Consider the following 26,045-nt stretch of genomic DNA (forward strand, 5'->3'; position numbering starts at 1 on the left):
ATTTCATTCGGGTTGATTGCACAGGTGGTTTGATTACACAGATTTTTCACCCATTTTCCATCTGACATCTTCCATTTACATATACTTTTTCAGTGCCGATGCGTAACCATAATGTACGTTATCATGACCAATGGTTGTGATCAGAATTTCTTCTATGCTATTCATCTGTACGCCATAGGTAGCTGTTGTGAAAGGAGTGATGCCAGAAAATTTTCCATTTGCATAATCTGCTTTTATTTTTTCAATGCTTTCTAAAGCAATGGTTTTCAATTCTGCTACTTCTTCTTCAGTTACCGTATAAGATGGCTTGGTATCCTTTTTATAATACTCGTTAAATTTTACCGAAGCAGCATCTTCCAAAATACCTGTACGCACATAACAAAGTGTTTGTGTACTCACTACAATGTGCCCGAAATTCCAGATGATATTATTGTTATAACCATCAGGTATTTTATTCAGCTCTTCGATGGTTAAACCATCAATTAACCGGATAAAGGCTTTGCGTGAGTTTATTATAAAATCAAATACTTCGTTCATCTCGTTTTCTATCTTAATTAATGTTTTCGCTTTGGTTTTTTAAGCTTTCAGCCTCATTTATCACTTCATTAAAGGTGATTTTGTTAAAAAACGGATCGTTTACAGTTACAGCCCAGGTTCCATAAAAAGTTTTCTCCAAACCCGGTCTGTTGTATTTGTACGTTTTATCAATGATTTCTTTATGAAATGCTTTTAAACCTGTACAATCAATATGAACATGTGCACCGGGAGAACAATCGCCATGGTGCTCGCTTAAATGCAATTCAATTCCGCCGAGCGAAATCTGTAAATAAACCGGGGTGTTTTCTTCAAAAGTATGCTCCCAGTCTATTTTAAAACCCAGCCAGTTTACATAAAACTCGATTGCTTTATCGTAATCAAATATTCTTAAAATTGGTCGTACATTATTACATTTCATATTCCGTTTTCTAACTGCAAAGGGCGCTAGCTTTAGTCTTTAGTCTTTTAGCTTTGCGCTTACATCGTGAAAATCTTTTCTCCTTTTTCTAAAAACTCGTTTTCTACCAATTCTTCTCCAGGTTCGATAGCTTCGAATTCTTTTAGCTTTTCGTGGAAACCAGCACTATCTTTGATAATGGCCACCCTTGCAGAACGCACAAATTCAATAAGTTCGTAGGGTTCTAAAGCTTTTACTAATGCATCGGTCTCTTCGCGGTGACCGGTTACTGCAAAAACGGTATAATCTTTACGAATTACCACTGCACTGGCACCATATTGACGTAATAAACGCTCTACCGTTACCTTTTCGGCAATTTCATCTGTAGAAACTTTATAAAGTGCCAGTTCCTGCCAGATAATTTCTTCGTTGGTGTTGAAATAAACTTTTAATACCTCAATTTGCTTTTCAATCTGACGTGCAAGCTTTCTTACCACTTCGTAACCTTCCTGGATTACGATATTGAAACGGTGAATCCCGTCAATTTCTGATGGAGAGGTATTCAAACTTTCGATATTGATTTTTCTTTTCGAGAAAATAATCGCAATCCTGTTTAATAAACCGATGCGGTTTTCGGCATAAACCGTAATGGTGTATTCCTGTTTTCCGTCTAAATCGGCTTTATCTATTTTATGTTCTAATGTATTTTCAGTACTCATGATAATTTCTTTTTTACGTATTCGTCATTTCGACTTTGTGGAGAAATCTGCTGTTAAAGAAAGATCTCTCCGTTTCGCTGCGCTACAGTCGAGATGACGATACGCTAGCTTTACCTTCCTTTACTTCAACCTGATTTCGCTTACACTCATTCCTTGTGGAACCATTGGGAAAACATTGTTTTCTCTTCCAACCATTACCTCTAATAAATAAGAGCCTTCGTGGTTGATCATGGTTTCTAAAGCCTGCCTTAAATTTGCACGCTCGTCTACTTTGCTTGCTTCGATGTAGTAAGATTTGGCTAAAGCCACAAAATCAGGACTGGTGATGTTTACAAAAGAATAGCGCTTATCATGGAATAGCTGTTGCCATTGACGAACCATACCCAAGAAACGGTTGTTGAGGATCAGGATTTTTACTGCTGCACCAAACTGCATGATGGTACCTAGTTCCTGGGGCGTCATCTGGAAGCCACCATCACCAATAATGGCAATAACCGTTTTATCAGGTGCACCATATTTAGCGCCGATAGCAGCCGGTAAACCGAAGCCCATGGTACCCAAACCACCAGAAGTGATGTTGCTACGGGTATTGTTGAATTTTGCGTAACGGCAGGCCACCATCTGGTGCTGACCAACATCGGTAACAATTACGGCATCGCCACCGCAAATTTCGTTGATGTTGCGCAATACTTCACCCATGGTCATTTCATCACCTGTTGGGTAAAGTTCAGGCGTAATAACCTGATCAATTTCCTCCTGGTTATATTGTCTGAACTTGGCTAACCAATCTTCATGTTTGTTTTCATTAACCAAATTGGTTAACAGGGGTAGGGTTTCTTTACAATCGCCCCAAACACCAACTTCTGCTTTAACATTTTTATCAATTTCAGCAGGATCGATATCCAAATGCACAACTTTAGCTTGTTTAGCATATTTATCTAAACGGCCGGTTACGCGGTCGTCAAAACGCATACCGATGGCAATAATTACATCAGCCTCATTGGTTAACACATTTGGCCCATAATTACCATGCATGCCCAACATACCTACGTTTAAAGGGTGTGAAGTTGGAATAGCACCTTCGCCCATAATGGTCCAGGCAGCCGGAATACCTGTTTTATTGATAAAAGCTTTAAATTCTTCTTCAGCTTTGCCTAAAACAACGCCTTGTCCAAACAAAATGAATGGTTTTTTAGCTGAATTAATTAATTCGGCCGCCTGCTCAATATATTCGATTCTAACTTTTGGTTTCGGACGGTAACTGCGAATGTGGTTGCATTTTACATATTCAGGAAATTCCTCTAACTGTAATTGTGCATTTTTGGTAATGTCGATTAAAACAGGTCCTGGCCTTCCGCTTTTAGCAATGTAAAAAGCTTTAGCCAATACTTCCTGGATTTCTTTGGCATCAGTAACCTGGTAGTTCCATTTGGTAACCGGAGTAGTAATGTTGATTACATCCGTTTCCTGAAATGCATCAGTACCCAATAAATGTGCAAAAACCTGTCCGGTGATACAAACCAATGGCGTGCTATCAATCTGTGCATCTGCTAAACCGGTAACCAGGTTGGTTGCGCCTGGTCCGCTGGTTGCGAATACAACACCTACCTCGCCGCTGGCCCTTGCGAAACCTTGAGCTGCATGGATACCGCCTTGTTCATGGCGCACCAAAATATGTTCTAATTTATCGGCATAATCATAAAGGGCATCATAAATAGGCATGATTGCTCCACCCGGATAACCGAAAATGGTGGTTACACCTTCTTCAATTAATCCATTCAACAAAACCTGCGAGCCTGTTCCTTTAAAGGTTTTTGAGGTTTCTGCTTTCGCCTCGGTTTGTTGTATTGTTTCTTGTGCAGTTTCCATAGTTATGTTTTTGCGGTTCTATTATTCTTTAATTTTAAACCCAATTCTTTCTCTGTCATTCCACTTTATCTGAGCAATTTTCTCGTCGATTAAATTTTCCATTGCATCGTAAAGTTCGTTTAGCTGAATGTCGTGCTCACCAATCCGTTCTTTAATTTCTGTTAACTGTTCGTTAATGTTGCCTTGTTTCAGCAAAATTTTGCGGACATCAACAAAGGCCCTCATAATGGCAATGTTCATGTTAATGGCTTTGTCGCTATTTACAACACCGCTTAACATGGCTACCCCTTGCTCTGTAAAAGCATAAGGTAGCTTTCTGGTGCCGCCCCAACTTGAAGTCACAATTTGTGACTTCAAGTTGGGTTGATCTTTTATCACAATTTGTGATGCAACACCCTGGTTAATCGCTTCTGTTTGAAATTTTACATTTTCAAACTCTGCCAGAGTCAACTGGAACATAAAATCATCAGGGAAACGCTTTATATTACGTTTTACCGCCTGATAATACTCTTGTCTCCACTTCGTACAGTAATGCCAGATCGAAATCCAACATTACTCTTTCTCCCCGGATTTCATAAATCCTGTTCTGAATACTTTTAATTATTTGCATAATTTGTTTTTTTAATCAATTAATCCCGGGGATGATTTTTTGATTTTAGTATTCGTCTGTTACGCAACCACTAGCTGCATCCGACACTGTTTTAGCGTACTTATATAAAACACCTTTTGTTACTTTTAATGCTGGCTGAACATAGTTTTTTCTACGCTCAGCAATCACTTCGTCGCTAACCTTTAAATTAATGGTATTATTTACTGCATCAATTTCAATGAGGTCGTCATCTTGCACTAATCCAATTAAGCCACCTTTGTAGGCCTCCGGAGTAATGTGGCCAACCACAAAACCATGTGTACCACCCGAAAAGCGACCATCGGTAATTAATGCAATTGATTTACCTAAACCGGCACCGATAATCAGCGAGGTTGGCTTTAACATTTCAGGCATACCCGGTGCGCCTACAGGCCCCTCGTTTTTAATTACGACAACATCACCTGGTTTAATTCTCCCAGAGGAAATTCCGGCAACTAAATCACGTTCGCCATCAAATACACGCGCAGGACCTTCAAATCTTTCACCTTCTTTACCTGATATTTTGGCTACAGAACCTTTTTCGGCTAAATTGCCATAAAGGATTTGTAAATGACCGGTTGCCTTGATAGGCTCGCTTAATTTTTGAACGATTTTCTGATCGTAATCCATAATCGATTTTACATCAGCCAAATTCTCAGCTACGGTTTTTCCGGTTACGGTTAAGCAATCGCCATGCAATAAACCTTCATTTAATAAATATTTTAATACTGCAGGGATACCACCATATTGGTGTAAATCCTGCATTAAGTATTTTCCGCTTGGTTTAAAATCGGCAAGTACAGGTGTTACATCACTCATTTTCTGGAAATCATCCTGCGTAATTTCTACACCGATGGCTTTTCCCATGGCAATAAAGTGCAAAACAGCATTTGTACTACCACCTAATATAATGATTGAACGGATTGCATTTTCGAATGCTTTTCTCGTCATGATATCAGACGGTTTAATATCTTTTTCCAGTAAAACTTTAATGTATTTACCCGCATCCAGACATTCCTGTTTTTTCTCGGGGCTTACTGCAGGGTTTGAAGAAGAATAAGGTAAACTCATTCCTAAAGCTTCAATTGCCGAGGCCATTGTGTTTGCGGTGTACATTCCACCACAGGCACCGGCACCAGGACAAGTATGTTTAATGATGCCCTGATAATCTTCCTCAGAAAGGTTACCACAGATTTTTTGTCCCAAAGCTTCGAAGGCCGAAACAATATTCAATTCTTCACCTTTATAATGGCCGGGAGCGATTGTACCACCATAAACCATAATAGAAGGACGATCTAAACGGGCCATGGCCATGATGGCGCCCGGCATATTTTTATCACAACCAGGAATAGAAATAATTCCATCATAATATTGACCACCGCAAATGGTTTCGATGCTATCTGCAATTACATCGCGGCTTACAAGCGAATAACGCATTCCGTCGGTACCATTACTCATTCCATCGCTCACGCCAATGGTATTAAAAACCAAGCCGACTAAATCATTTTTCCAGACCCCCGCTTTGACGTCTTTTGCAAGGTCGTTTAAGTGCATGTTGCAGGTGTTACCATCGTAGCCCATGCTTGCAATACCCACCTGTGCCTTCGCCATATCAGCATCGGTTAAACCGATTCCATAAAGCATAGCCTGTGCTGCCGGTTGTGTTGGATCTTGTGTAAATGTTTTACTGTACTTGTTTAATTCGCTCATTGTTTAAAATGTATATTCTGGTTCTGTTAGTTATAAAAATTTGAAGCAAAAAAAAAACCGCCTCGTTTCGGAGGCGGTTTCGATAGGGTATATTTTATATTATACGCAACGATTTCCACCTCTCTTGTGAGAAATGACAATAATTAAGTTGCTAATAATGTTTGTGTTTATATTCATGTCTTCGACTGAATCACAAACATACTAACTTATTAAAAACTGCAAAGAACTATTTTAATTATTTCCCTATTTTTTCACTCCGATTACAATCCCTGTAGCCCAAACCTGTTTGGTAAGGTGCAGATCATCCCGGGATTCTAAATCTTTAATCAGCTTAATTGCTTTTTCCTAATGTCCTTCAGGCCAGTTTTGCTGAGGTAACATATCGTCAATTATATAAAGGCCACCTTTGTTCAGCATGGCAATGGCTTCATCTAAAAGCAAATATTTTCCATGCCAGGTATCGGCAAATATGTAATCAAATTTTTTGTCTTTATTCTTTTCAATCCACTCGGCACCATCGGTATCAACTAAAGTTAAACGATCATCATTGCCAAGAAAATCTTTTGCGATCGCTAAAAATTTAGCGTCGTTATCTATAGAAGTCAATTTACTGTCCTGGTCGAGGCCATCTAATATCCACGAAGTAGATAAACCTGTTCCAGTTCCAAGCTCCAAAAATTTGCCTGAAGGTTTGGTTGCAGCAAGTGTTTTAAGCAAAGAGCAGGTTAATACATCAGAAGCCATATCAAACCCCAAAGCTTTAGTAGCCGAATTTATCTGCTGGTAGGCTTTTGGATAATTTTGATTGATTTCTTCAGTCATTGGTTTAGTTTTAATTGTTGACTCTTTTTTTCGTTTCTCTACTTCGGACTCCTGACTTACCGAGTTCTGACTATATTATCACCTCGTAATTCACTTTTTCAAGCACCAGGTTTTTATAGGCACGTTGTATCGTATAGCCGATCGATTCTCTCCATAACGGGCGAAAAACAATATCATCAATTGAGGCAATGCCCGCAATTTCAGTTGCTGTTCCGCATAAGAAAGCACTATCAGCCTTTTTTAAATCCTCTACGGTTAATTTTTTCTCAATACACTCTATGTCTAATACATTACAAAGTTCTTTTACTGTTGCACGCGTAATGCCAGGTAAAATGTTTCCTAGTGAAGGCGTATATAACTTACCATCTTTTTCGAGGAAGATATTTGCTCCCGATGCCTCTGCCACAAAACCATGCATGTCTAAAAGTAAAGCTTCGTCGTAACCTTTAATATTTGCTGCTGTAGTTGCTAAAATGGAGTTGACATAATTTCCGCTCAACTTTGCTTCCATTGGAGTTGATTTAGGATTTGGCCTTTCGTAATCTGAAATGGTTAATTTTAATAATTTGTTGCCCGAATAAGCATCCCATTCCCAGGCACAGATTAATATGGAAACCCCGTTTGGCTCATTCAGCTTCATGTTTGGGTGGCAAAATACCAGCGGACGGATATAAGCATCTTTCAGTTTGTTTAACTGAAGCAATTTATAGGTTGCGGCAATTAATTCCTGTTTATCCCATGGAAAAGGAATGTTTGCCAACTGGCATGAACGCTCTAAACGATCGAAATGGGCAGCAGCTTTAAAAATGCGGTTACCATTGTGCGTTTTATAGGCTCTGATACCCTCGAAAGCAGCATAACCGTAGTGCAGCGATTGCCCGTAAAGATCAGTGTTGCTATTTACAGCTTTCTCAAACTTTCCATCAAGGTAAATAATCGTATTAGAATTATAGTATTTCATAATACTGTGTTTTGTTATTTAAAAAAAGCGTCCCGTTTGTATCGGGACGCTTTAGGTATATTTAGTTTTTTTAAATCTATTTAAAAGCTGCCCATTTTCTTACTCCATAAAATATTTAAGAGTAGGAGGTTAAGTAAAATGACTGGTAACAACACAATATACCTGGCTGCATTTGCAGTTGTATAGGTAGTAAATGTGTTATTTTGAGTTGTCATTCTTATCTTATTGTTTATAAAACCAATTTAGTTTTTGGTTCATTAATATGCAAGAGAAATCATAAAAAAGTTAAATCGGAACATTATTCTTTTATTTGTATTTAAAACAGAATTTTATTCTTAATAGGAGTTTGGTTAGTTATTTAATGCCGGCAGCTGTAGACTAAATATCAAAACGGTATATGGTATGTTTGTTATGCTTGCATTGTAAATTTTCTGTTTTTCTGCCTAAAATGGGTAAAAGTGCTCAGAAAATTGAAAATTTGGTTGGTAAAATTGAAGAAATTATTATTGACTTTAAGTGAGAAATCAATACATACTTATATCAGTTTTGTTGCTTATTGGAAATAGTTATGTAATTTGATTCTATAAAACCTACCTATGATAAAAAATAATTTATTTGTGATGTTGTTGATCCTATTGTGTGCTGCTTGTTCTTCACCAGATTCAACGCTTAAGCTTAAAGCTGGCAACCATACAGTTTTGACTTCAGATAGTATAAAATTATCGGTTAAAGTAGCTGGTAAGGGACCTGTTTGTATCTATCTGCATGGCGGGCCTGGTCAGGATTTCCTTTCCTTTGAAAAGATGGGTGGTGCAAATCTGGAGAAATGCCTAACTATGGTTTATTTCGATCAAAGAGGATCAGGGCATTCGCAAAATGCGGGTAACTATAGTTTAAATCGGGTTGTGCAAGATATTGAAGAGCTGCGGTTAAAATTGGGTGTAGAAAAAGTGTATTTACTCAGCCATTCATTTGGTGGGGTTCTGGCGATTAATTATGCGTTAAAATATCCTGAACACTTAACTGGTATCATCATGGCCAATACAATTGCCCATTTTATGAATTCAAATCAGATGCAGGAACAAATTGAATATGGGTACGGGCTATTAAAAAGGGATACCACTATAAATGAAACGAATTTTAAAAAATTAATGAGTAGCGCGGCTTTAGTCCGAAAAAAGTTAAGTGCAGCTCATCTTGGGTATAAATACATTGCCAATAATGTGAATACGATTATCAAAATGGACAGCATCGAAAATTCTTATAAGCGTACATCAGATTTCGGAATGATGCTTTTTATGCCGTTGGTAGATAGTACAAAAGTTCAGCAATACCCTGAATATTTTAAGGATTACGCCTTGTTAACCGATAAAATTAAAATTCCGGCTTTAATTATAACAGGGAAGGAAGATCACGCTGTTGGACCGGATTATTATAAAAATTATAAGTTTATCAATCAGAAAGTGGTGCAGTTAGCTGGTTCGCACATGCTCTATTATGAAAACAATAGGGCATTTATTGCTGCGGTTTGCGGGTTTGTTAAGTAATATTAAAAATAGAATTATGAGGCAATTGCAAATAACTTAATATTTTCAAACTCTTTTGGTTTTTCATTTAGTTCATTTTCAATATCGTAATCATCCTGTAAACCAAGCCAGAATTTAGCAGAGTTGCCAAAAAATATACTAAAACGTAATGCTGTATCTGCAGTAATTCTTCTTTTTCCCTTAATTATTTCCGAAATACGGGTTTGGGGGATATTTGTTTCCTTTGCCAAACGATAAGCCGTAATATTTAAAGGGATTAAAAACTCTTCGTTTAGAATCTCCCCGGGATGTATATTTGGTAGCTTTTCCATTTTTTTAATGATAATCTATAATTTCAACTTCACTTGCATTTCCATTTTCCCACTTAAAAATTATTCTCCATTGGTCGTTAATACGGATACTGTAATAATCTTTAAGATTGCCTTTCTTCTTTTCCAACTTATTGGATGGAGGTATCGTTAAGTCGTGGATGTTTTGTGAATTACTAATCATCCTCAATTTTCTGCGCCCAATAGTTTGGATTTCTAACGGCATTTTAGAAACCCTGATACCATTCCATATTTTTTCTGTGTCTTTAGATCCAAATGATAGTATCATAGTTTCGAGATGCGTTACTAACGCCAAAGGTAAGTAATTGTTTTTAAAAATTATCGAAAAATAAAAAAGCCTCCCGATTTTTAAATCGGGAGGCTTTATAAATGAGTTAACCTTTTGTTTAAGCGATACCTTCTGCTAAAACCACAACTTTGTTGTGGATCGCTTCAACTACACCGCCTTTGATAAAAAAGCGTTGCTCATCGGCTTTGTTTGCTTTTATAATAACTTCTCCATCTTCTAAAGTAGAGATGATAGCGGCGTGGTCTTTTAAAATCTGAAAAGAACCTAAAGTACCAGGAACCGTAACTGCTGTTACTTCACCTTCGAAAACTTTTTTATCTGGAGTTAATATTTCTAAATTCATTTTGAATAGATTTGAGATTTGAGATATAAGATTTGAGACCAAGTCCCTCTCATATCTCATATCTAGTGTCTCATGTCTCTCTTAGTTCGCTTCTGCTAATAATTTTTTACCTTTTTCGATCGCATCTTCAATGCTACCAACTAAGTTAAATGCAGCTTCAGGATACTCATCAACTTCACCGTCCATGATCATGTTAAATCCTTTAATGGTGTCTTTAATGTCAACCAATACGCCTTTTAAGCCTGTAAATTGCTCAGCTACGTGGAAAGGCTGAGATAAGAAACGTTGAACACGACGTGCTCTTGATACTACTAATTTATCTTCTTCAGATAATTCGTCCATACCTAAGATCGCGATGATATCCTGTAATTCTTTATAACGTTGTAAAGTTTCTTTAACACGTTGTGCAGTGTTATAGTGCTCGTCACCTAAAACAGCAGGAGAAAGGATACGTGAAGTAGAATCCAATGGATCTACCGCTGGGTAAATACCTAACTCGGCAATTTTACGCGAAAGTACTGTAGTTGCATCTAAGTGGGCAAAAGTTGTTGCCGGAGCCGGGTCAGTTAAATCATCCGCTGGTACATATACCGCTTGTACTGATGTAATTGATCCGCGTTTTGTTGAAGTAATACGCTCCTGCATTAAACCCATCTCAGTTGCCAATGTTGGCTGGTAACCTACTGCTGATGGCATACGACCTAACAACGCCGAAACCTCAGAACCTGCCTGGGTAAAACGGAAGATGTTATCAACGAAGAAAAGGATATCTTTTCCAGCGCCTTCGCCATCACCGTCACGGAAATATTCAGCAACGGTTAATCCTGATAATGCCACACGTGCACGTGCACCAGGAGGCTCGTTCATTTGTCCGAAAACCAATGTTGCTTTAGACTCTTTTAATTTTTCAGTATCAACAGCTTTCAAATCCCATCCACCTTTTTCCATTGAGTGTAAGAATTCGTCGCCATAGTTAATTACACCTGATTCGATAAACTCACGAAGTAAATCGTTACCCTCACGAGTACGCTCACCAACACCTGCGAATACTGATAAACCAGCATAAGCTTTAGCGATGTTGTTTACCAACTCCATGATTAATACTGTTTTACCTACACCAGCACCACCGAATAAACCGATTTTACCACCTTTTGCATATGGCTCTAATAAATCGATTACTTTAATACCTGTAAAAAGTACTTCAGTTTCAGTAGATAAATCTTCAAACTTAGGAGGAGTAGCGTGGATAGGACGACCATCAGTTTTATCAACTGCATTAATACCGTCAATCGCTTCACCAACTACATTAAATAAACGACCTTTAATCTGGTCGCCAACTGGCATTTTAATCGCAGCGCCAGTATCAACTACTTTCATACCACGAACCAAACCATCTGTAGAGTCCATCGAAATTGCACGTACACGGTCTTCACCTAAGTGCTGTTGAACTTCTAAAACAATTTTTTGTCCATTTTCTTTCGTTATCTCTAACGCATCAAAAATTTTAGGTAGATGGGCATCATCAGCAAAGCTAACGTCAACCACTGGGCCGATAATTTGTGCTATTTTTCCTAAGTTAGGCATATCTGTTGTGAGTAAATTTATTACAGTCAATGAATTAAAGCTGTTTATAGGGGCTCCAATTCGGTTGGCAAAGTTAAGTTATTCTTACTGAATTTTAAATATATATTATAAAATTTTTTAACACGGTTTTAATAGATAATTTAGAGGCTTAATAAGGGCTTATGAAAACCATTTTAACAACAGGCAGTAACGGCCTTTTGGGGCAGAAATTAACGGAAAAAGTTTTGGCTGAGGGGAGGGTAAAATTAGTTGCCACTTCCAAAGGACTAAACCGATATCCTGTTAAAGAAGGTTACGAATATGCAGAAATGGATATTTTAGATGCCGAGCAGGTTAAAAACGTTGTCAGAAAGTACCGGCCTGATGCGGTAATCCACACCGCAGCAATGACGAATGTTGATACTTGTGAAGCGAACAAAGCATTATGCCATCAGCTTAATGTTGATGCTGTACAGACTTTAATATCCATATGTGAAGAAAACAACATCCAGCTGATTCATTTAAGTACCGATTTTGTTTTTGACGGTGCCGACGGGCCTTATCAGGAAGATGATCCGGTTAACCCGGTAAGTTATTATGGCGAATCGAAGGTGTTGGCCGAAACGATGATCAAAGATTCAAAAGCAAACTGGGCCATTTTAAGAACGATCCTTGTTTATGGGATTACCAATGATATGAGCCGGAGCAATATTGTGCTGTGGGCAAAGGGCGCATTAGAAAAAGCATCTCCTGTAAATGTAGTGAACGATCAATGGCGTATGCCTACCCTAGCCGAAGATCTGGCTGAGGCCTGTTTGTTAGCTGTTGAGAAAAATGCCGGTGGAATATATCATATATCGGGCAAAGATTACATGAGTATTGCAGATTTAGTGCGGAAAGTTGCCGATTATTGGGGCCTTGATAAAACATTTATAAACGAAATCAGTTCAGTAAGTTTAAACCAAACAGCTAAGCGGCCAATTAAAACTGGTTTCGTGCTCGATAAAGCGATTAAAGATTTAGGTTACAATCCACACTCTTTTGAAGAAGGCTTAAAGATTTTAGATGAACAGATGAAAGGATAGTTTTAAGTGGTGAGCCTATAAACAATGAAGCAATTAAAACATTTAACAATATACATTAACTAAAAAATATAATGGCATTACAAATTGGCGATACCGCCCCTGATTTTAAACTATACAGTTCTGATTTAACAGAAATTTCTCTTTCCGGGTTTAAAGGCAAAAAAGTAGTTATTCACTTTTTCCCGATGGCTTTTACCGGAACCTGCACCGAACAATTATGTACCATGAGGGATAATTTCAGTTATTATGAGGGCATCGATGCACAGGTAATCGGTATTTCTGTTGATTCTCCATTCTCTTTGGCCAAATTTAAAGAGGAGCAAAATTACCAGTTTCCTTTGCTGTCTGATTTCAACAAAGAAGTATCTGCAGCTTTTGGTGCATTTTATGATGAATTTGCCTTCGGATTAAAAGGAGTTTCGAAAAGAGCGGCATTTGTAATCGATGAAGATGGAAAAATTGCATATGCTGAAGTTTTGGAAAATGCAAAGGATTTGCCTGATTTCAAAGCAATTAATGAAGCACTAGGTGCATAAAGCTTAAATTGCAGAGATTATTTTGAGATTTTTTTTAAAATTTAATTGGAAATTAAAATATCAAATTATACCTTTGCAGTCCGTTAACGATACGGAAATGCATTTGTAGCTCAATTGGATAGAGCATCTCACTACGGATGAGAAGGTTTGGGGTTCGAATCCCTACAAGTGCACAAAAAAAGGATTTCATTTTATGAGATCCTTTTTTGTTTTACAAGCATTTCAGGTATTGTTATGCTGATTAAAGCAAAGTATTTCCAATTCATATTTTATAGCAGTAACCTCTTTATTCTCAGCTTCGGATAAATCTTAAAGGTATTATTTGGCTGGCAGACTCACAATTTCAAGAATATTCTGTAAAATATTAAAATTGCACAAGATTCTTTGCAGAATAAGATAAATGTCATCAAAATGGCCCTTTTTTAAATAAATTATCAATTATAAATGGCATCTAAATTAATAATTATATATTTGCAGCCTTGAAAGTAAGCAATGTCTAATCCTATTAATCAGTGATTTGAACCTTACTTTTAACAGAGCCATAGGAATAAGGCTTTTTTAATTTTGAAGACAACCTAAACAACTTGAATGCTTAATTTAGTTCTCTTTGGCCCTCCAGGGGCGGGTAAAGGCACCCAATCTGAAAAGCTGATTGCAAAATATCAGTTGGTACACGTTTCAACAGGCGATCTTTTTAGAGCACACGTTAAAGGAGAAACCGAATTAGGAAAAAAAGTTAGTCAATTGTTAGCTGACGGAGAATTGGTACCTGATGCGATTACAATTGCCATGCTGGAAGAAGAGGTAGATAAAAATCCTGATGCGAAAGGATTTGTGTTTGATGGCTTTCCGCGTACCGTTCCACAAGCGATAGAGCTTGATTTATTTTTAGAGCGCAAAGGCAGTAAAATTGCAGGCGTAATCGCATTAGATGTAGATCAGGACGAATTAACAAAGCGTATTGCTGAGCGCCATAAAGTGAGTGGCCGACCAGATGATGACGCTGAAAAACTAAAAAAACGTATTTCAGAATACTTTGATAAAACCATCCATGTGCTGCCTTATTACGAGGAGCAGGGAAAATTAAACAAGGTAAACGGAATTGGCGAAATAGAAACGGTATATAACGATCTTTGCGCAGTAATTGATCAGTATAAAGTTTAAGTAGCAGTATTAGATATCGAGTATTAAAACGCAGATATCAATCATCAATTATTAATCAAATGGTATCGGGTTAATCTGTTAACCGAATCATATTTCAAAAACATACAAAGAGTTATAATGTTAAAACGTTATAACTCTTTAATTTTAAAGGAATTGTCATCTTAACATTCCAACATTAAAACATTTCAACAATAATATATGTCACAGGGTTCGAATTTCGTAGATTATGTAAAAATTTGTTGCCGTTCGGGTAAGGGCGGGGCAGGATCGGCACATTTACATCGTGATATTTTAACATCCATGGGCGGACCTGATGGTGGTGATGGCGGTCGCGGTGGCCACATTATCGTTAAAGGCAGCATCCACATCTGGACATTATTACACCTGAAATACCGTAAACACATCATTGCCGAAGATGGTGGCGCTGGTGGCAGCTCGCATAAATTTGGCAAACAGGGTAAAGATGAAATCCTGGAAGTTCCGCTCGGCACCATCGCTAAAGATGCTGAAACCGGAGAAGTACTTTTCGAAATTACCAAAGATGGCGAAACCAAAATTTTAACGGCCGGTGGTCGTGGCGGTTTAGGTAATGCGCATTTTAAAAATTCAGTGCAGCAAACGCCACGTTTTGCACAACCTGGTGAGCAGGGACAGGAAGTTTGGAACATTTTAGAATTAAAAGTTTTGGCCGATGTTGGCTTGGTGGGTTTCCCGAATGCCGGTAAATCTACTTTGCTTTCAGTGGTTTCTGCCGCTAAGCCGGAAATTGCCGATTATCCCTTCACCACCATTGTTCCTAATTTAGGTATTGTAAGTTATAGGGGAGGAAAATCTTTTGTAATGGCCGATATTCCGGGGATTATAGAAGGTGCATCAAAAGGTAAAGGACTGGGCTACCGTTTCTTACGTCATATAGAACGTAACTCAGTATTGTTATTTATGGTTCCGGCCGATACCAGCCGTTCAATTAAAGAAGAATACGAAATCCTTAAAAGCGAACTGGAATCATACAATCCCGAACTGATGCAAAAACCACACGTGTTAGCCATTACCAAATCAGATATGCTGGATGATGAACTGATGGATGAAATGAAACAGGACCTGCCGGGTATTCCATCCATATTTATTTCTTCAGTAGCCGAAAAAAATATTCTGGAGCTAAAAGATATGCTTTGGAAAGCGATAGAGGGATAACTTTTTTAGGTTGACTGTATAAATTGGTTAACCGGTTAATTGTAGAACTATAGCATACAATTAACCGATTAATCCAAAAATGGTTAACCTCTATAGCGGTCTACAGCCAAACCAATCCATTCTTTAAATAACATTTCCCATGTACCTAATGCAGATGTATTGGGGATGATGAAATCGCCTAATTCAAAGTCAGTACCTCTTGAAAAATTGGTGGGATAATAATCCATTTTATTCCTCGTCTGTCTGTCGAAAATGATTTTGGCTCTTGGAATGTGCCAGGCACTGGTAATCACCAGAATTTTGGCCTTTGGATTCTTTTTTGCAATCAGTGCTAAACTATACCGTGCATTTTCGATGGTATTTCTGCTCTGGTTTTCAATCAGTATGGCCGAATCTGGGATACCAATCAGCTTTAAATATTTTAAGGCCAGATTAGCTTCTTTAACCTCTTTATCAATCAGGTTTGCGCTTCCGCTACTTAGCAAAATCTGTTTAATCTGTCCTTTTTTATACAAAGCAATTGCCTGGAATAACCGATCACTGGTCCAGTTAAAAGCAATTTCATTATTTCGTTTATTTAGGCCCGAAAAGCCTCCAAGTACAATCCCTACATCATATTGCTGATTTTTAGGATAACCAGCTTCATAACTGTTTATTATTTTGCCGGCAATAAAGCCGTTCGAAAAGAAGAAAAAAACAATCAGACTTAATATTAAAAATTGTTTCTTCCTTTTTGGGGATTTGACTGCCAGGGCTAAAATTAAAAGCACACCAACCCATAGAATGGGCTTGATCAGGAACAATAATATTTTGGAGAGGATAAAAAACATGTGAAGCTATTTTCCGGTAAAGCTAAGAAATTACCCTGGCAAGCCCGTCATTTCGAGTTGACCCGATAGCGCTCTCCACTCCGCAATGCTTCGGTCGGGGTGACGGCCGTTTTGTGATTTGTAGTTACCTTATCAGGCTATATACTAAACTAAGGTGACCTCGTATGGCTGAGGTGCTCATAAAAAAAGAATATGCTATTCAATTTACCACCTAAGCCGGATGAATAGATGTGATAAGCACAAGGCTTTCACCATATAAGAAATATAAGAACACATAACCTTATATTGCCCTTAAATATCTCATATGGTGAAAGAATAGCATTGATTATAAAGTAAATCTAAAGATATCCTTACTGTTTCGGAGGGCATTATCCCTGTCCTTCCTGTACCTGGCCATTATCATGCGCATTTTCCAGGATCTCTTTCACATCCGATTTGCGTTTTTTGGTAACCGTATGTTTAAAATGAGGTATTTCTTGTTCAACGATATCTTCTTCAATGGCTTCAACCCCAAAAACCTTTTCTTTCAAAAGATTGTACTTGTCCTGGAATCCGTAACGCAGATTTCTGGCACCACCGGCAATTTTCCCCCGGGTACCTGCACCGCTATCAGGTGCAAATAAAATACTGATCACTGCACCTGCGGCTAAACCAGCCACCAGGGCAAGTGCTATTTTTGCACTGTTATCTGTTTCGTGCTTTAAATATTTTCCGATTAACTTTCTGTATTTCATAACGTAGCATTTTTAAAAGGAACAAATGCTATCTTATAATGTTTCGTAAAATCTCAACAAAGCATAAAATTTGGTATGTTTAATATTTTAAAATATCCGATAAATGGTAAAAGCAACAATAAATAAAGAGCACTATGCGTGTTCGGTAAGTAATGGCTCTCACGATATCATTGTAGATGAACCGGTAGAATTAGGCGGAACACACAAGGGTTTTGCTCCGAAAGGATTGTTAATGGCTTCTCTGGCATCCTGCGTGGCCATTACCTTAAGAATGTATGTGGATAGAAAAGAATGGCCGGTTGATAAAATAGAAGTAGTGGTAAATACCGATACAGAGAATGGCGAAATGGTGTTTTTTGAAGAGATTACCTGCACAGGACAGTTAACTAAAGAACAAAAAAGCAGGCTGGAAGATATTGCAGGTAAATGCCCGGTAAGTAAAATTTTAACCGTGGGGCACGAAGTGAGATCGAAAGTACTTTAGTTAAATGGTGCAAAACTTGCCTGTCTAATCCTGAAAAAGCTTTAATATATTTGTAAACTGCAGCACTTACTGTAGCAATTAACAATTTATGCCTACCGAAATAAAATGCCCCAACTGTGCCCATGTTTTTCCGATGGAAGAAGCCATGGCCGAAGATTATAAAAAGGAACTGCGTGAAAAAATGCTTTCTTTTACGAAGCAGCGCGACAAGGAATATCAGGATAAGGTTGCGGCTTTAGATGCTGAAAAACTGCAGCAACAAAAAGCTTTCGATCTTCAACTGGCAGAAGAGAAAACCAAACTTAAAGATAACCTGGAAGAAAACCTGCGCAAAAGCATAGCGGCTGATTTTGAAACGAAACTGCAAATGCTGGAAGGTACCGCGAAAGACAATGCCGAAAAATTAAGGCTGGCCAGGGAGAAAGAACTGGAGTTTCTGCGCCGCGAGGAAAGCCTGAAAGTGAAAGAGGAAGAAATGGAGCTGGCTTTTCAGCGTAAAATGCAGGAGCAGCGTAACGAACTCGCTGAGCAGATCCGTAAGCAGGAGGCCGAAAAAAACAGCATCAGGGATACCGAACACCAGCTGCGTGTAAAGGAACTGGAAAAACAGCTCGACGACCAGAAAAAGCTTGCCGAAGAAATGAAACGCAAGGCCGAGCAAGGCAGTATGCAATTACAGGGCGAGGTGCAGGAGCTTATCCTGGAAGAACTGCTGCGGAGCAATTTCCCATTCGATTTAATTGAAGAGGTTGGCAAAGGGGTGCGCGGGGCCGATTGTGTGCAGGTGGTACGCAACCAGTTTGGACAGGAATGCGGCAAAATTATTTATGAAAGTAAACGCACTAAAGATTTTGGTGGCGACTGGATTGAAAAACTGAAAAAAGATATGCGGAGCATGGGTGTTGATGTAGCCGTAATTGTGAGCCAGTGTTACCCTAAAGGTATGGATTGTTTCGGTCAGCGGGATGGCGTTTGGATCTGTTCTTTCGAAGAGGTAAATGCGGTGGCCTATGTGCTGCGTGATGGGATTTTACGTTTATCGAGTGCCATGAAATCGCAGGAAAACCGTGGTGATAAAATGCATATGCTTTACGATTATTTAATGGGAGCGGAGTTTTCGGAACAATGGAAAGCCATTAGGGAAGGTTTTATGAGCATGAAGTTATCCATCCAACGGGAGCGAGATGCCATGGAACGGTTATGGAAAGCCCGCGAAAAGCAACTGGAAAAAGTATTGTTAAATGCTACACACATCCGCGGCTCTATAGAAGGAATTGCCGGTAGTGATAGCGTACAGTTGAGCTTAACGGATGATGATGATACGTTGCTTTTGGAGTAATGTTAATTTAGACCTCGCCGGTTTTAAAAACCTGCGAGGTTTGGAACTTGCATAAGAATCGTTATCCTGAACTTGTTTCATGATCTATTTTGCATGAGTGAACCTCTGATCATAATCGGTTTGTAAGTAATTAAATACGTTTTGAGTGATGTTTGATTCTGATTATATCTCCCGCCGCGGTATGTGTCGCCACGAACCGGAACATAGAAACCAAAATCATCAATTTCAAATTGATTAAATAGTAACAATAAATAAATGATAACATGAATAAAAAAACTAACCAATCCCTTAACCGCTTTAAAACCCTTACATTAATGAGCACTTAGCTGTTTTTTTGGTAAGTTTCGGGAACGTTCCCGGAAATAATTTGAAGTCGCCGGATGGCAGGTGTCGCCCGGGAGACTATTAGTTTCAAATTTGAGTATTTTAGTGTCACGCGAGAGACTATTAGTCTCAAATTCGAGTGTTTTAGTGTCGCCCGAGAGACTATTAGTCTCAAATTTGAGTGTTTTAGTGTCACGCGAGAGACTATTAGTCTCAAATTCGAGTGTTTTAGTGTCGCGCGAGAGACTATTAGTCTCGAATTCGAGTGTTTTAGTGTCAAATAGCACCTGTTAAGTAAGCGAATATGGTCTCAAAGATGCCTTTAACGCTAATTATTAAAAAAATTAAATCAATATACAGTGAATAGAAATCAAAATAGTAAATTTTTTAACCTCTCCGGATATTTAATTATCTGCCTGTGCCTTTTAGTTTCGGTTGCCTTTGCACAGGAATTAAAATCGCCTGATGCAAACTTAGTGGCCAATTTTTCGCTGGCAACCGGAGGAGTGCCAACCTATAGCCTAAAATATAAAGGCAAGGAGGTGATTAAAACGAGTAAGTTAGGTTTAGAACTTAAAGACGGAAAATCTTTAATGAACGGTTTCTCTGTCACCGATACCAAAACCAGCACTTTTAACGAAACCTGGAAACCGGTTTGGGGTGAGGTTAAAGAAATCGTAAACCATTACAACGAACTGGCGGTAACCTTAACGCAAAAAGAAACTAACCGTTATATTATTGTGCGTTTGCGTTTATTTAACGATGGTTTAGGTTTCAGGTATGAATTCCCGGAACAGAAAAATTTAGATTATTTCGTCATAAAAGAAGAGAAAACCCAGTTTGCGTTGGCCGGAGATCATAAAGCATTCTGGCTTCCGGGCGATTATGATACGCAGGAATACAGCACGGTGACCTCGAATTTGTCGGAGGTTAGGGGCAAAATGAAAGCTGCGGTAACACCAAATGCATCGCAAACTACTTTCTCGCCAACGGGTTTACAAACGCCCTTGATGATGAAGAGCAAAGATGGTTTATACATCAACATTCATGAAGCGGCGCTGATCAATTATTCTTTAATGTCGTTAAATCTCGATGATAAAAACATGGTTTTAGAATCCTGGTTAACGCCTGATGCCGTTGGTTATAAAGGTTATATGCAGGCACCCTGTTTATCGCCATGGCGTACCATTATTGTGAGCGATAAAGCCGCTGATATTTTAACTTCAAAGCTTACCTATAACTTAAACGAACCCACAAAGTTCAAAGATGTATCGTGGATAAAACCGACCAAATATGTGGGTGTGTGGTGGGAAATGATTACCGGAAAAAGTACCTGGGCCTACAACGATTTAACAAGCGTGCAATTGGGCGTAACCGATTATGCCAAAACAAAACCTAACGGAAAACACGCCGCAAATACCGCTCATGTAAAAGAATACATCGATTTTGCTGCAAAAAACGGTCTCGATGCCGTTTTGGTGGAAGGCTGGAATGAAGGCTGGGAAGATTGGTTTGGTAAAACGAAAGATTATGTTTTTGATTTTGTAACGCCTTATCCGGATTTTGATGTGAAAGAACTGCACCGTTATGCAGCAAGTAAAGGCATTAAAATGATTATGCACCACGAAACTTCTTCGTCGGTACGCAACTATGAGCGCCATTTAGATACGGCTTATAAATTTATGAAAGCCAATGGTTACGATGCCGTTAAGAGCGGTTATGTAGGCAATATGATTCCAAGGGGAGAACACCATTATGGCCAGTGGTTAAACAACCATTATTTGTATGCGATCCAAAAAGCTGCTGAATATAAAATCATGGTGAATGCACATGAGGCGGTTCGCCCCACAGGTTTGGCACGTACTTATCCAAATCTAATCGGAAACGAATCGGCCAGGGGAACAGAATACGAAGCTTTTGGCGGTAATAATGCCGATCATACTACTATTTTGCCCTTTACACGTTTAATTGGCGGACCGATGGATTACACACCAGGTATTTTCGAAACTAAGGTAAGTGCTTATAATCCCGAAAATACTTCCTTTGTACACAGTACACTGGCCCGTCAACTGGCACTTTATGTAACCATGTACAGTCCGCTGCAAATGGCTGCCGATTTACCCGAAACCTATAACAAATACATGGATGCTTTCCAGTTTATTAAAGATGTGGCGGTAGATTGGGACGATACCAAAGTTTTGGAAGCAGAGCCTGGCGATTACATCACTTTCGCACGTAAAGCTAAAGGAAAAAACAACTGGTTTATGGGCCGTACCAACGATGAAGAAGCCCGTACTTCTAAAATTGATTTCAGCTTCCTGGATCCTGGTAAAAAATATACCGCAACTATTTACGCGGATGCGAAGGATGCCCATTATGAAACCAATCCGAAAGCTTATACCATTCGCAAAATGGAAGTAACCAATAAAACGAAATTAACGCAATATTGTGCACCGGGTGGGGGATATGCGATAAGCATTATGGCAAAATAAATTTCGTGGCGTCAGTTGTTTCCAACTTCTCTAGTCGTAGCGTCCCGCTACGACTTTTTCATTGTTTTTTTGCCACAGATGAACACACCTGCCCAGCCGTTCAGGCGGGGATAAACACGGATAAAATATCTCTATCTGTGTTTATCCTTTTTATCTGTGGTTAAATATTTCGTGGCTCATCTATTTTATAATATCTTCTCTAGTTGTAGCGTCTCGCTACGACTTTTTCATTGTTTTTTTTGCCACAGATGAACACACCTGCCCAGCCGTTCAGGCGGGGATAAACACGGATAATATATCTCTATCTGTGTTTATCCTTTTTATCTGTGGTTAAATGATTTTGTGGCTCATCTATTTTATAATATCTTCGCAAAACCTTTAAATCAAACAAGCTACCCCATGCCCAGGACCAAAAATCATATCGAACTTCAATTCTTAAGCGAACCTTCTGATGTTAATTACGGTGGTAAGGTGCATGGTGGAATGATGATGAAATGGATTGATCAGGCCGCCTTTGCCTGTGCACTACAGTGGAGCCAAAGTTATTGCGTAACGGTTTATGTTGGGGGAATCCGATTTTTCCATCCCGTGCACATCGGTCATTTGGTAAAAATGGAAGCCCGGATTATTTACACCGGTAAAACCAGTATGCACATTGCGGTTGATGCCTTTTCTAAACCCGTTGGACAAACCGACTTTGTGAAAAACACCCATTGCATCATTGTTTTTGTAGCCGTTGATGATGACGGGCAGCCAAAAGTAATCCCTTCTTTCAAACCAAAAACAGAAAAAGAGATTGCGATGCATGGTTATGCTATAAAATTGATGGAACTGCGTAAAAGCATTGATAAGGAAATGGAGCCTTATATTGTATAAAACAAAAGAGCCCTTGATCAGTATCAAGGGCTCTTTAATTATATTCTGGGTTTATTTCTGCTATAATTTTGAATCTGCTTTTTTGATAAGCTTAGGTAATCCTTTTTGCAGATCAGCCATGAGTTCAGTTAAAGCACTTTCGCACATTGGAAGTATTTTTTCGGGTGTAAGTACCGGAACCCCACCAACCAACGGACTTACATTTTTCGATTTTGCACTTTCACGTGCAGAAAATACTTTATCACCTTTCTTGTTGAAAAGTACAATATTAGCAAATGCTTCTACTTTTACCACGCCCATACCACCAAGTCCGATTTTAACTAAATTAAAATCAATGTAAACTTTCATTATACCATCTGCCTGGTTAAAAATTTTAATCAGACTTTCTTCATTCTTGTTACCTGATAAGGGAAGGATTACTTTATATCCTTCAATTGGAAGATTTACATCATCTTTAAACAAACCTTTGCCTCCATCACCGGCGGGAACAAAATTTTTATAAGCCTCATTAGTAATGACTTCTTTTTCTGGTAAAAGTTGAAAAGGAAATGATTTTGAGTAATCTTCAAAAAACTGTTTGTGGAAATTTTGCAACAGCGGTGCCATGTTAAAGTTGGGATCGTTTCCAAGTTTGGTTACGGCTGCAATTGCAGCGGCTGAGCCAAAATCGGTAAGGCCGATTTGTTTAACCGTGTAGAAACTAACAACAGCTACTTTTTTTTCCTGACCGTGACTGTTAGCAACGAATAAACCCGCCGTCAGGCAGATTAAGAGAATTAATTTTTTCATTTTAGTATAAATTTAGATTGGCTAAAAGTATGTAATTTTTTTGAGATGAAAAATTACTCTTTTAAGAAATGAAGCTGAATATCAGTGAAGTATTGAGTATTTTGGGGGCTGTTACATCATTTCTTACCTATATTCTCTTATAAATCTCAGTTCACTCGGTGGTAAATTGTTTCCCGCAGATTACACTGATGCACGCAGAATCCATTTTCCATCATCCATCTTCCATTTTCCATTTTTCTCAGTGTACTCGGTGGTAATTGTTTCCTGCAGATTACACTGATGCACGCAGAATTATCCATTTTCCATCTTACCTCTTCCATTTTCCATCTTCCATTTCCCTAAGCCACAACAGGCAAACTAAAACAGAACTTACTGCCTTCTCCTATGGCACTTACTACCCATATTTTGCCCTGTTCGGCTTCAATAAAGTCTTTCGAAATGGCCAATCCCAAACCAGATCCCGATTTATTCTGACCATCAGTTGGTACCTGAAAATACCTGTCGAACAAACGTTTCTGGTATTTTTCGTCGATTCCCTTTCCAAAATCCTGCACCGAGAATTCGATAAATTTATCTTTTTGAAAAACATCGATTACTACTTTAGATTTCTCAGAGCTATAACGTAATGCATTCGATAAAAAGTTAACCAGTACCCAGGCCGTTTTTTGGATATCGGCATTTACATTGGGGAGGTTTTGATCACAATTTAATTCGAGATTGATAGATTTTTGTTCGGCCTGGAATTTAACCGCATCTATGGCATATTGTACAATATCTTCGGGCTTGGTAAGCGCGAAGGTGAGTTTTAAGTTACCGGTTTCTACCTGCGAAAGATCGAGCAGTTCGCTCGTAATTTTTAAAAGCCTGTCGCTATCTTCTTTAATGTGATTCAACAGCTCGTGCTGTTCCTCGTTCATTGCACCCACGCGCTCATCATTAAGCAGTTTTAAACTCATTTTAATGGATGATAAGGGCGTTTTTAACTCATGCGAAACCGTAGCGATAAAATTGGTTTTGGCTTCATCCAGTTCTTTAAACTGGGTAATGTTTTTCAGGATATAAACACTTCCTGCCGATTTTGAAGCAGCAATTAAAGCTTTTTCTTCCTGTTCCTCATAGTTCGGGATAATAATTTCGCGGTTCTCCAAAAGGAAATAAGATTCCTTATCATCTGCATATATTTTTAGCGTATTATCATCTGTTTCGGGTTTGATGATGCGTTTTAACAGCTCATTTTTCTGCATTAATTCCGCAACATTTTGTCCGATTACCTTATCCTCGTCGAGGTTCATCAGTTTTGCGGCCAGGCGGTTTAAAAACAGGACTTCGCCCTTTTCGTTCAGCCCGATAATGGCATCCTGCATCTGCGCAATAATGGCTTCGATACGCGATTTCTCTGATTTTATTTTCGATAAATTACTGTTTTCCCATTCGTTTAATTTAACCACCATACCGTTAAATGAGTCGGCCAGTTCGGTAAATTCGTCTCCGTTTTCAAAATGCAGGCGTTGTTTATAATTCTTTCTGCTGATCTGTTTTATAGCTGCGCTGAATTCGGCCAGCGGATTGGCCACAAAGCCGGGAAAATTAACAATAAAAGTAAACAGGATGATAAAGCTTAAGGTAGCAGCAATCATGATGTAGAGGTTTGCCCTCGAGGAAGTTTCATTGGCCAGTTCATTTTTATCATAAATGGCTTTCATGTTTACCTGTTCTATGTTTTGAAGCGCCAGGCGTAAATCTTTAATGCTATTTGTTTTAACATTTTCGGGCTGCTGTATGCCCAGTGCTTTAAAAGCTTTTTCTAACCGTAGAAAAGCTGCTTTTTCGCCTGGTTCGGTAATATTTGTGCCTTCATTTTTTAAGTTTTCGGTAAACAGGGCCTGTTGTGTACCACTTAAGGGAAAAGAATACTGATCGGTGATGTTGCGCATGGCGGCAACATATTTTAGCGATTTGTAGTTGTCTTTAAGAATCACTTTCGATTTATCGGAAAGCTCGTTTAAATAAAAGAGCGCAATTAACCCGAAGGATAAAACGATTATAAAGAGAAACCCGAATCCGAGGCGGAGCTTGGTTTTTATTTTCATGGTGTTTAGTTTAACCGCAAAGGGCAGAGGGTTTTTCACTAAGGGGCGCAAAGCGAATTTTTCTCTCCTTTTTTGTGGTAAAAATAGGTTATAATTAAATCTGTTTACTGATGAACTAATTTACATAACAAAGGTTAAATAAATAGCGTCTCGCCAGGCTGTTGCCAATTGTTATGCCAATGGCTTTGATTGGTTTGTAAGCTATTGTTTTTTAATGAGATATGATTGTGGTTGCATTTTGATCTATAAAAACGCTTCAAAAAACCTTTTCATTTTGGAAGGGTTTTTACCATTTTGAACTGTCGGTCTTTTTCGTTTGAAATACTGTTTTTTGTTTCTTAAACCTGGTTGAAGCGGATACCGGCCCGGCGGCTAAGGCCTGCAGGCGTATGAG

The 26,045-nt window shown here is 38.6% G+C and carries 24 protein-coding genes, 1 tRNA gene and 1 pseudogene; 10 read left to right on the top strand and 16 right to left on the bottom strand.

Annotated features, from left to right (window positions below; all coding sequences use genetic code 11):
• Positions 1–75 precede the first annotated feature (75 nt).
• From ACTJKC_RS13645 to ilvE, 8 genes and pseudogenes are all read right to left on the bottom strand, one after another.
• Positions 76–537 carry a DinB family protein gene (locus tag ACTJKC_RS13645; protein ID WP_440792672.1) on the bottom strand — a complete coding sequence of 154 codons (462 nt, stop codon included), beginning with the start codon at positions 535–537 and terminating at the stop codon, positions 76–78.
• 13 nt (positions 538–550) lie between these two features.
• Complete coding sequence (locus ACTJKC_RS13650) at positions 551–955, bottom strand: glyoxalase superfamily protein (RefSeq protein WP_440792674.1); 405 nt, start codon at positions 953–955, stop codon at positions 551–553.
• 59 nt (positions 956–1,014) lie between these two features.
• A complete protein-coding gene (ilvN, locus tag ACTJKC_RS13655) occupies positions 1,015–1,653 on the bottom strand; it encodes an acetolactate synthase small subunit (protein WP_344852923.1) in 639 nt (212 codons plus the stop codon).
• 120 nt (positions 1,654–1,773) lie between these two features.
• Positions 1,774–3,522, bottom strand: a complete 1,749-nt coding sequence (gene ilvB / locus ACTJKC_RS13660) for a biosynthetic-type acetolactate synthase large subunit (RefSeq protein ID WP_440792676.1) — start codon at positions 3,520–3,522, stop codon at positions 1,774–1,776.
• Positions 3,523–3,543: 21 nt separating this feature from the next.
• Positions 3,544–4,132, bottom strand: a pseudogene (locus tag ACTJKC_RS13665) (ORF6N domain-containing protein).
• 45 nt (positions 4,133–4,177) lie between these two features.
• Positions 4,178–5,860, bottom strand: coding sequence for a dihydroxy-acid dehydratase (gene ilvD, locus ACTJKC_RS13670; protein ID WP_344852926.1), 1,683 nt, complete (start codon positions 5,858–5,860; stop codon positions 4,178–4,180).
• A gap of 345 nt (positions 5,861–6,205) precedes the next feature.
• On the bottom strand, positions 6,206–6,682 hold the full coding sequence (locus ACTJKC_RS13675; protein ID WP_440792679.1) for an O-methyltransferase: 477 nt from the start codon (positions 6,680–6,682) through the stop codon (positions 6,206–6,208).
• A 70-nt stretch (positions 6,683–6,752) separates the two neighbouring features.
• The gene (gene ilvE / locus ACTJKC_RS13680; protein WP_344852928.1) at positions 6,753–7,643 is read right to left on the bottom strand and encodes a branched-chain-amino-acid transaminase; all 891 of its coding nucleotides are present in this window, start codon (positions 7,641–7,643) and stop codon (positions 6,753–6,755) included.
• 596 nt (positions 7,644–8,239) lie between these two features.
• On the opposite strand from ilvE, the gene ACTJKC_RS13685 reads away from it, so the two are divergent.
• On the top strand, positions 8,240–9,190 hold the full coding sequence (locus ACTJKC_RS13685; RefSeq protein WP_440792681.1) for an alpha/beta hydrolase: 951 nt from the start codon (positions 8,240–8,242) through the stop codon (positions 9,188–9,190).
• 14 nt (positions 9,191–9,204) lie between these two features.
• Here the strand turns inward: ACTJKC_RS13685 and ACTJKC_RS13690 are convergent, their stop codons facing one another.
• The 4 genes from ACTJKC_RS13690 to atpD form a co-directional block, all read right to left on the bottom strand.
• Positions 9,205–9,501 (bottom strand): HigA family addiction module antitoxin, encoded by a 297-nt coding sequence (locus ACTJKC_RS13690; protein WP_440792683.1) that lies wholly within the window; start codon positions 9,499–9,501, stop codon positions 9,205–9,207.
• Positions 9,502–9,505: 4 nt separating this feature from the next.
• A complete protein-coding gene (locus tag ACTJKC_RS13695) occupies positions 9,506–9,787 on the bottom strand; it encodes a type II toxin-antitoxin system RelE/ParE family toxin (protein ID WP_440792685.1) in 282 nt (93 codons plus the stop codon).
• A 118-nt stretch (positions 9,788–9,905) separates the two neighbouring features.
• A complete protein-coding gene (gene atpC / locus ACTJKC_RS13700) occupies positions 9,906–10,151 on the bottom strand; it encodes an ATP synthase F1 subunit epsilon (RefSeq protein WP_113950937.1) in 246 nt (81 codons plus the stop codon).
• An 81-nt stretch (positions 10,152–10,232) separates the two neighbouring features.
• Complete coding sequence (gene atpD / locus ACTJKC_RS13705) at positions 10,233–11,735, bottom strand: F0F1 ATP synthase subunit beta (RefSeq protein ID WP_025145829.1); 1,503 nt, start codon at positions 11,733–11,735, stop codon at positions 10,233–10,235.
• Between the two features lie 161 nt (positions 11,736–11,896).
• On the opposite strand from atpD, the gene ACTJKC_RS13710 reads away from it, so the two are divergent.
• The 5 genes from ACTJKC_RS13710 (at position 11,897) to obgE (ending at position 15,693) form a co-directional block, all read left to right on the top strand.
• Positions 11,897–12,799, top strand: coding sequence for an SDR family oxidoreductase (locus ACTJKC_RS13710; RefSeq protein ID WP_440792687.1), 903 nt, complete (start codon positions 11,897–11,899; stop codon positions 12,797–12,799).
• Positions 12,800–12,870: 71 nt separating this feature from the next.
• Complete coding sequence (locus tag ACTJKC_RS13715) at positions 12,871–13,335, top strand: redoxin domain-containing protein (protein ID WP_440792689.1); 465 nt, start codon at positions 12,871–12,873, stop codon at positions 13,333–13,335.
• A gap of 99 nt (positions 13,336–13,434) precedes the next feature.
• Positions 13,435–13,508, top strand: a tRNA-Arg gene (locus ACTJKC_RS13720).
• A 415-nt stretch (positions 13,509–13,923) separates the two neighbouring features.
• Positions 13,924–14,499: an adenylate kinase gene (locus ACTJKC_RS13725; protein ID WP_344852932.1), complete on the top strand. Its 576-nt coding sequence runs from the start codon at positions 13,924–13,926 to the stop codon at positions 14,497–14,499.
• 198 nt (positions 14,500–14,697) lie between these two features.
• Positions 14,698–15,693 carry a GTPase ObgE gene (obgE, locus tag ACTJKC_RS13730; protein ID WP_344852933.1) on the top strand — a complete coding sequence of 332 codons (996 nt, stop codon included), beginning with the start codon at positions 14,698–14,700 and terminating at the stop codon, positions 15,691–15,693.
• Positions 15,694–15,776: 83 nt separating this feature from the next.
• Here obgE and ACTJKC_RS13735 read toward each other — a convergent pair whose 3' ends face one another.
• On the bottom strand, positions 15,777–16,523 hold the full coding sequence (locus tag ACTJKC_RS13735) for a YdcF family protein (protein WP_440792692.1): 747 nt from the start codon (positions 16,521–16,523) through the stop codon (positions 15,777–15,779).
• Positions 16,524–16,891: 368 nt separating this feature from the next.
• Complete coding sequence (locus tag ACTJKC_RS13740; RefSeq protein ID WP_344852935.1) at positions 16,892–17,257, bottom strand: YtxH domain-containing protein; 366 nt, start codon at positions 17,255–17,257, stop codon at positions 16,892–16,894.
• A 103-nt stretch (positions 17,258–17,360) separates the two neighbouring features.
• On the opposite strand from ACTJKC_RS13740, the gene ACTJKC_RS13745 reads away from it, so the two are divergent.
• The 4 genes from ACTJKC_RS13745 to ACTJKC_RS13760 all read left to right on the top strand — a co-directional run bounded on the left by ACTJKC_RS13745 (position 17,361) and on the right by ACTJKC_RS13760 (position 22,772).
• Positions 17,361–17,741, top strand: coding sequence for an OsmC family protein (locus ACTJKC_RS13745; RefSeq protein WP_440792694.1), 381 nt, complete (start codon positions 17,361–17,363; stop codon positions 17,739–17,741).
• Positions 17,742–17,829: 88 nt separating this feature from the next.
• Positions 17,830–19,080 (top strand): DUF2130 domain-containing protein, encoded by a 1,251-nt coding sequence (locus ACTJKC_RS13750; protein ID WP_440792696.1) that lies wholly within the window; start codon positions 17,830–17,832, stop codon positions 19,078–19,080.
• Between the two features lie 683 nt (positions 19,081–19,763).
• Positions 19,764–21,896 carry a glycoside hydrolase family 97 protein gene (locus tag ACTJKC_RS13755; RefSeq protein ID WP_440792698.1) on the top strand — a complete coding sequence of 711 codons (2,133 nt, stop codon included), beginning with the start codon at positions 19,764–19,766 and terminating at the stop codon, positions 21,894–21,896.
• 399 nt (positions 21,897–22,295) lie between these two features.
• The gene (locus ACTJKC_RS13760; RefSeq protein WP_344852939.1) at positions 22,296–22,772 is read left to right on the top strand and encodes an acyl-CoA thioesterase; all 477 of its coding nucleotides are present in this window, start codon (positions 22,296–22,298) and stop codon (positions 22,770–22,772) included.
• 60 nt (positions 22,773–22,832) lie between these two features.
• Here ACTJKC_RS13760 and ACTJKC_RS13765 read toward each other — a convergent pair whose 3' ends face one another.
• Together ACTJKC_RS13765 and ACTJKC_RS13770 are read right to left on the bottom strand one after the other, a co-directional pair.
• The gene (locus tag ACTJKC_RS13765; RefSeq protein ID WP_440792701.1) at positions 22,833–23,561 is read right to left on the bottom strand and encodes a hypothetical protein; all 729 of its coding nucleotides are present in this window, start codon (positions 23,559–23,561) and stop codon (positions 22,833–22,835) included.
• 338 nt (positions 23,562–23,899) lie between these two features.
• On the bottom strand, positions 23,900–25,651 hold the full coding sequence (locus tag ACTJKC_RS13770) for an ATP-binding protein (RefSeq protein ID WP_440792703.1): 1,752 nt from the start codon (positions 25,649–25,651) through the stop codon (positions 23,900–23,902).
• Between the last annotated feature and the right edge of the window lie 394 nt (positions 25,652–26,045).

It is taken from the genome of Pedobacter sp. 22226 (genome assembly GCF_052045455.1).
Lineage (GTDB): Bacteria > Bacteroidota > Bacteroidia > Sphingobacteriales > Sphingobacteriaceae > Pedobacter > Pedobacter jeongneungensis.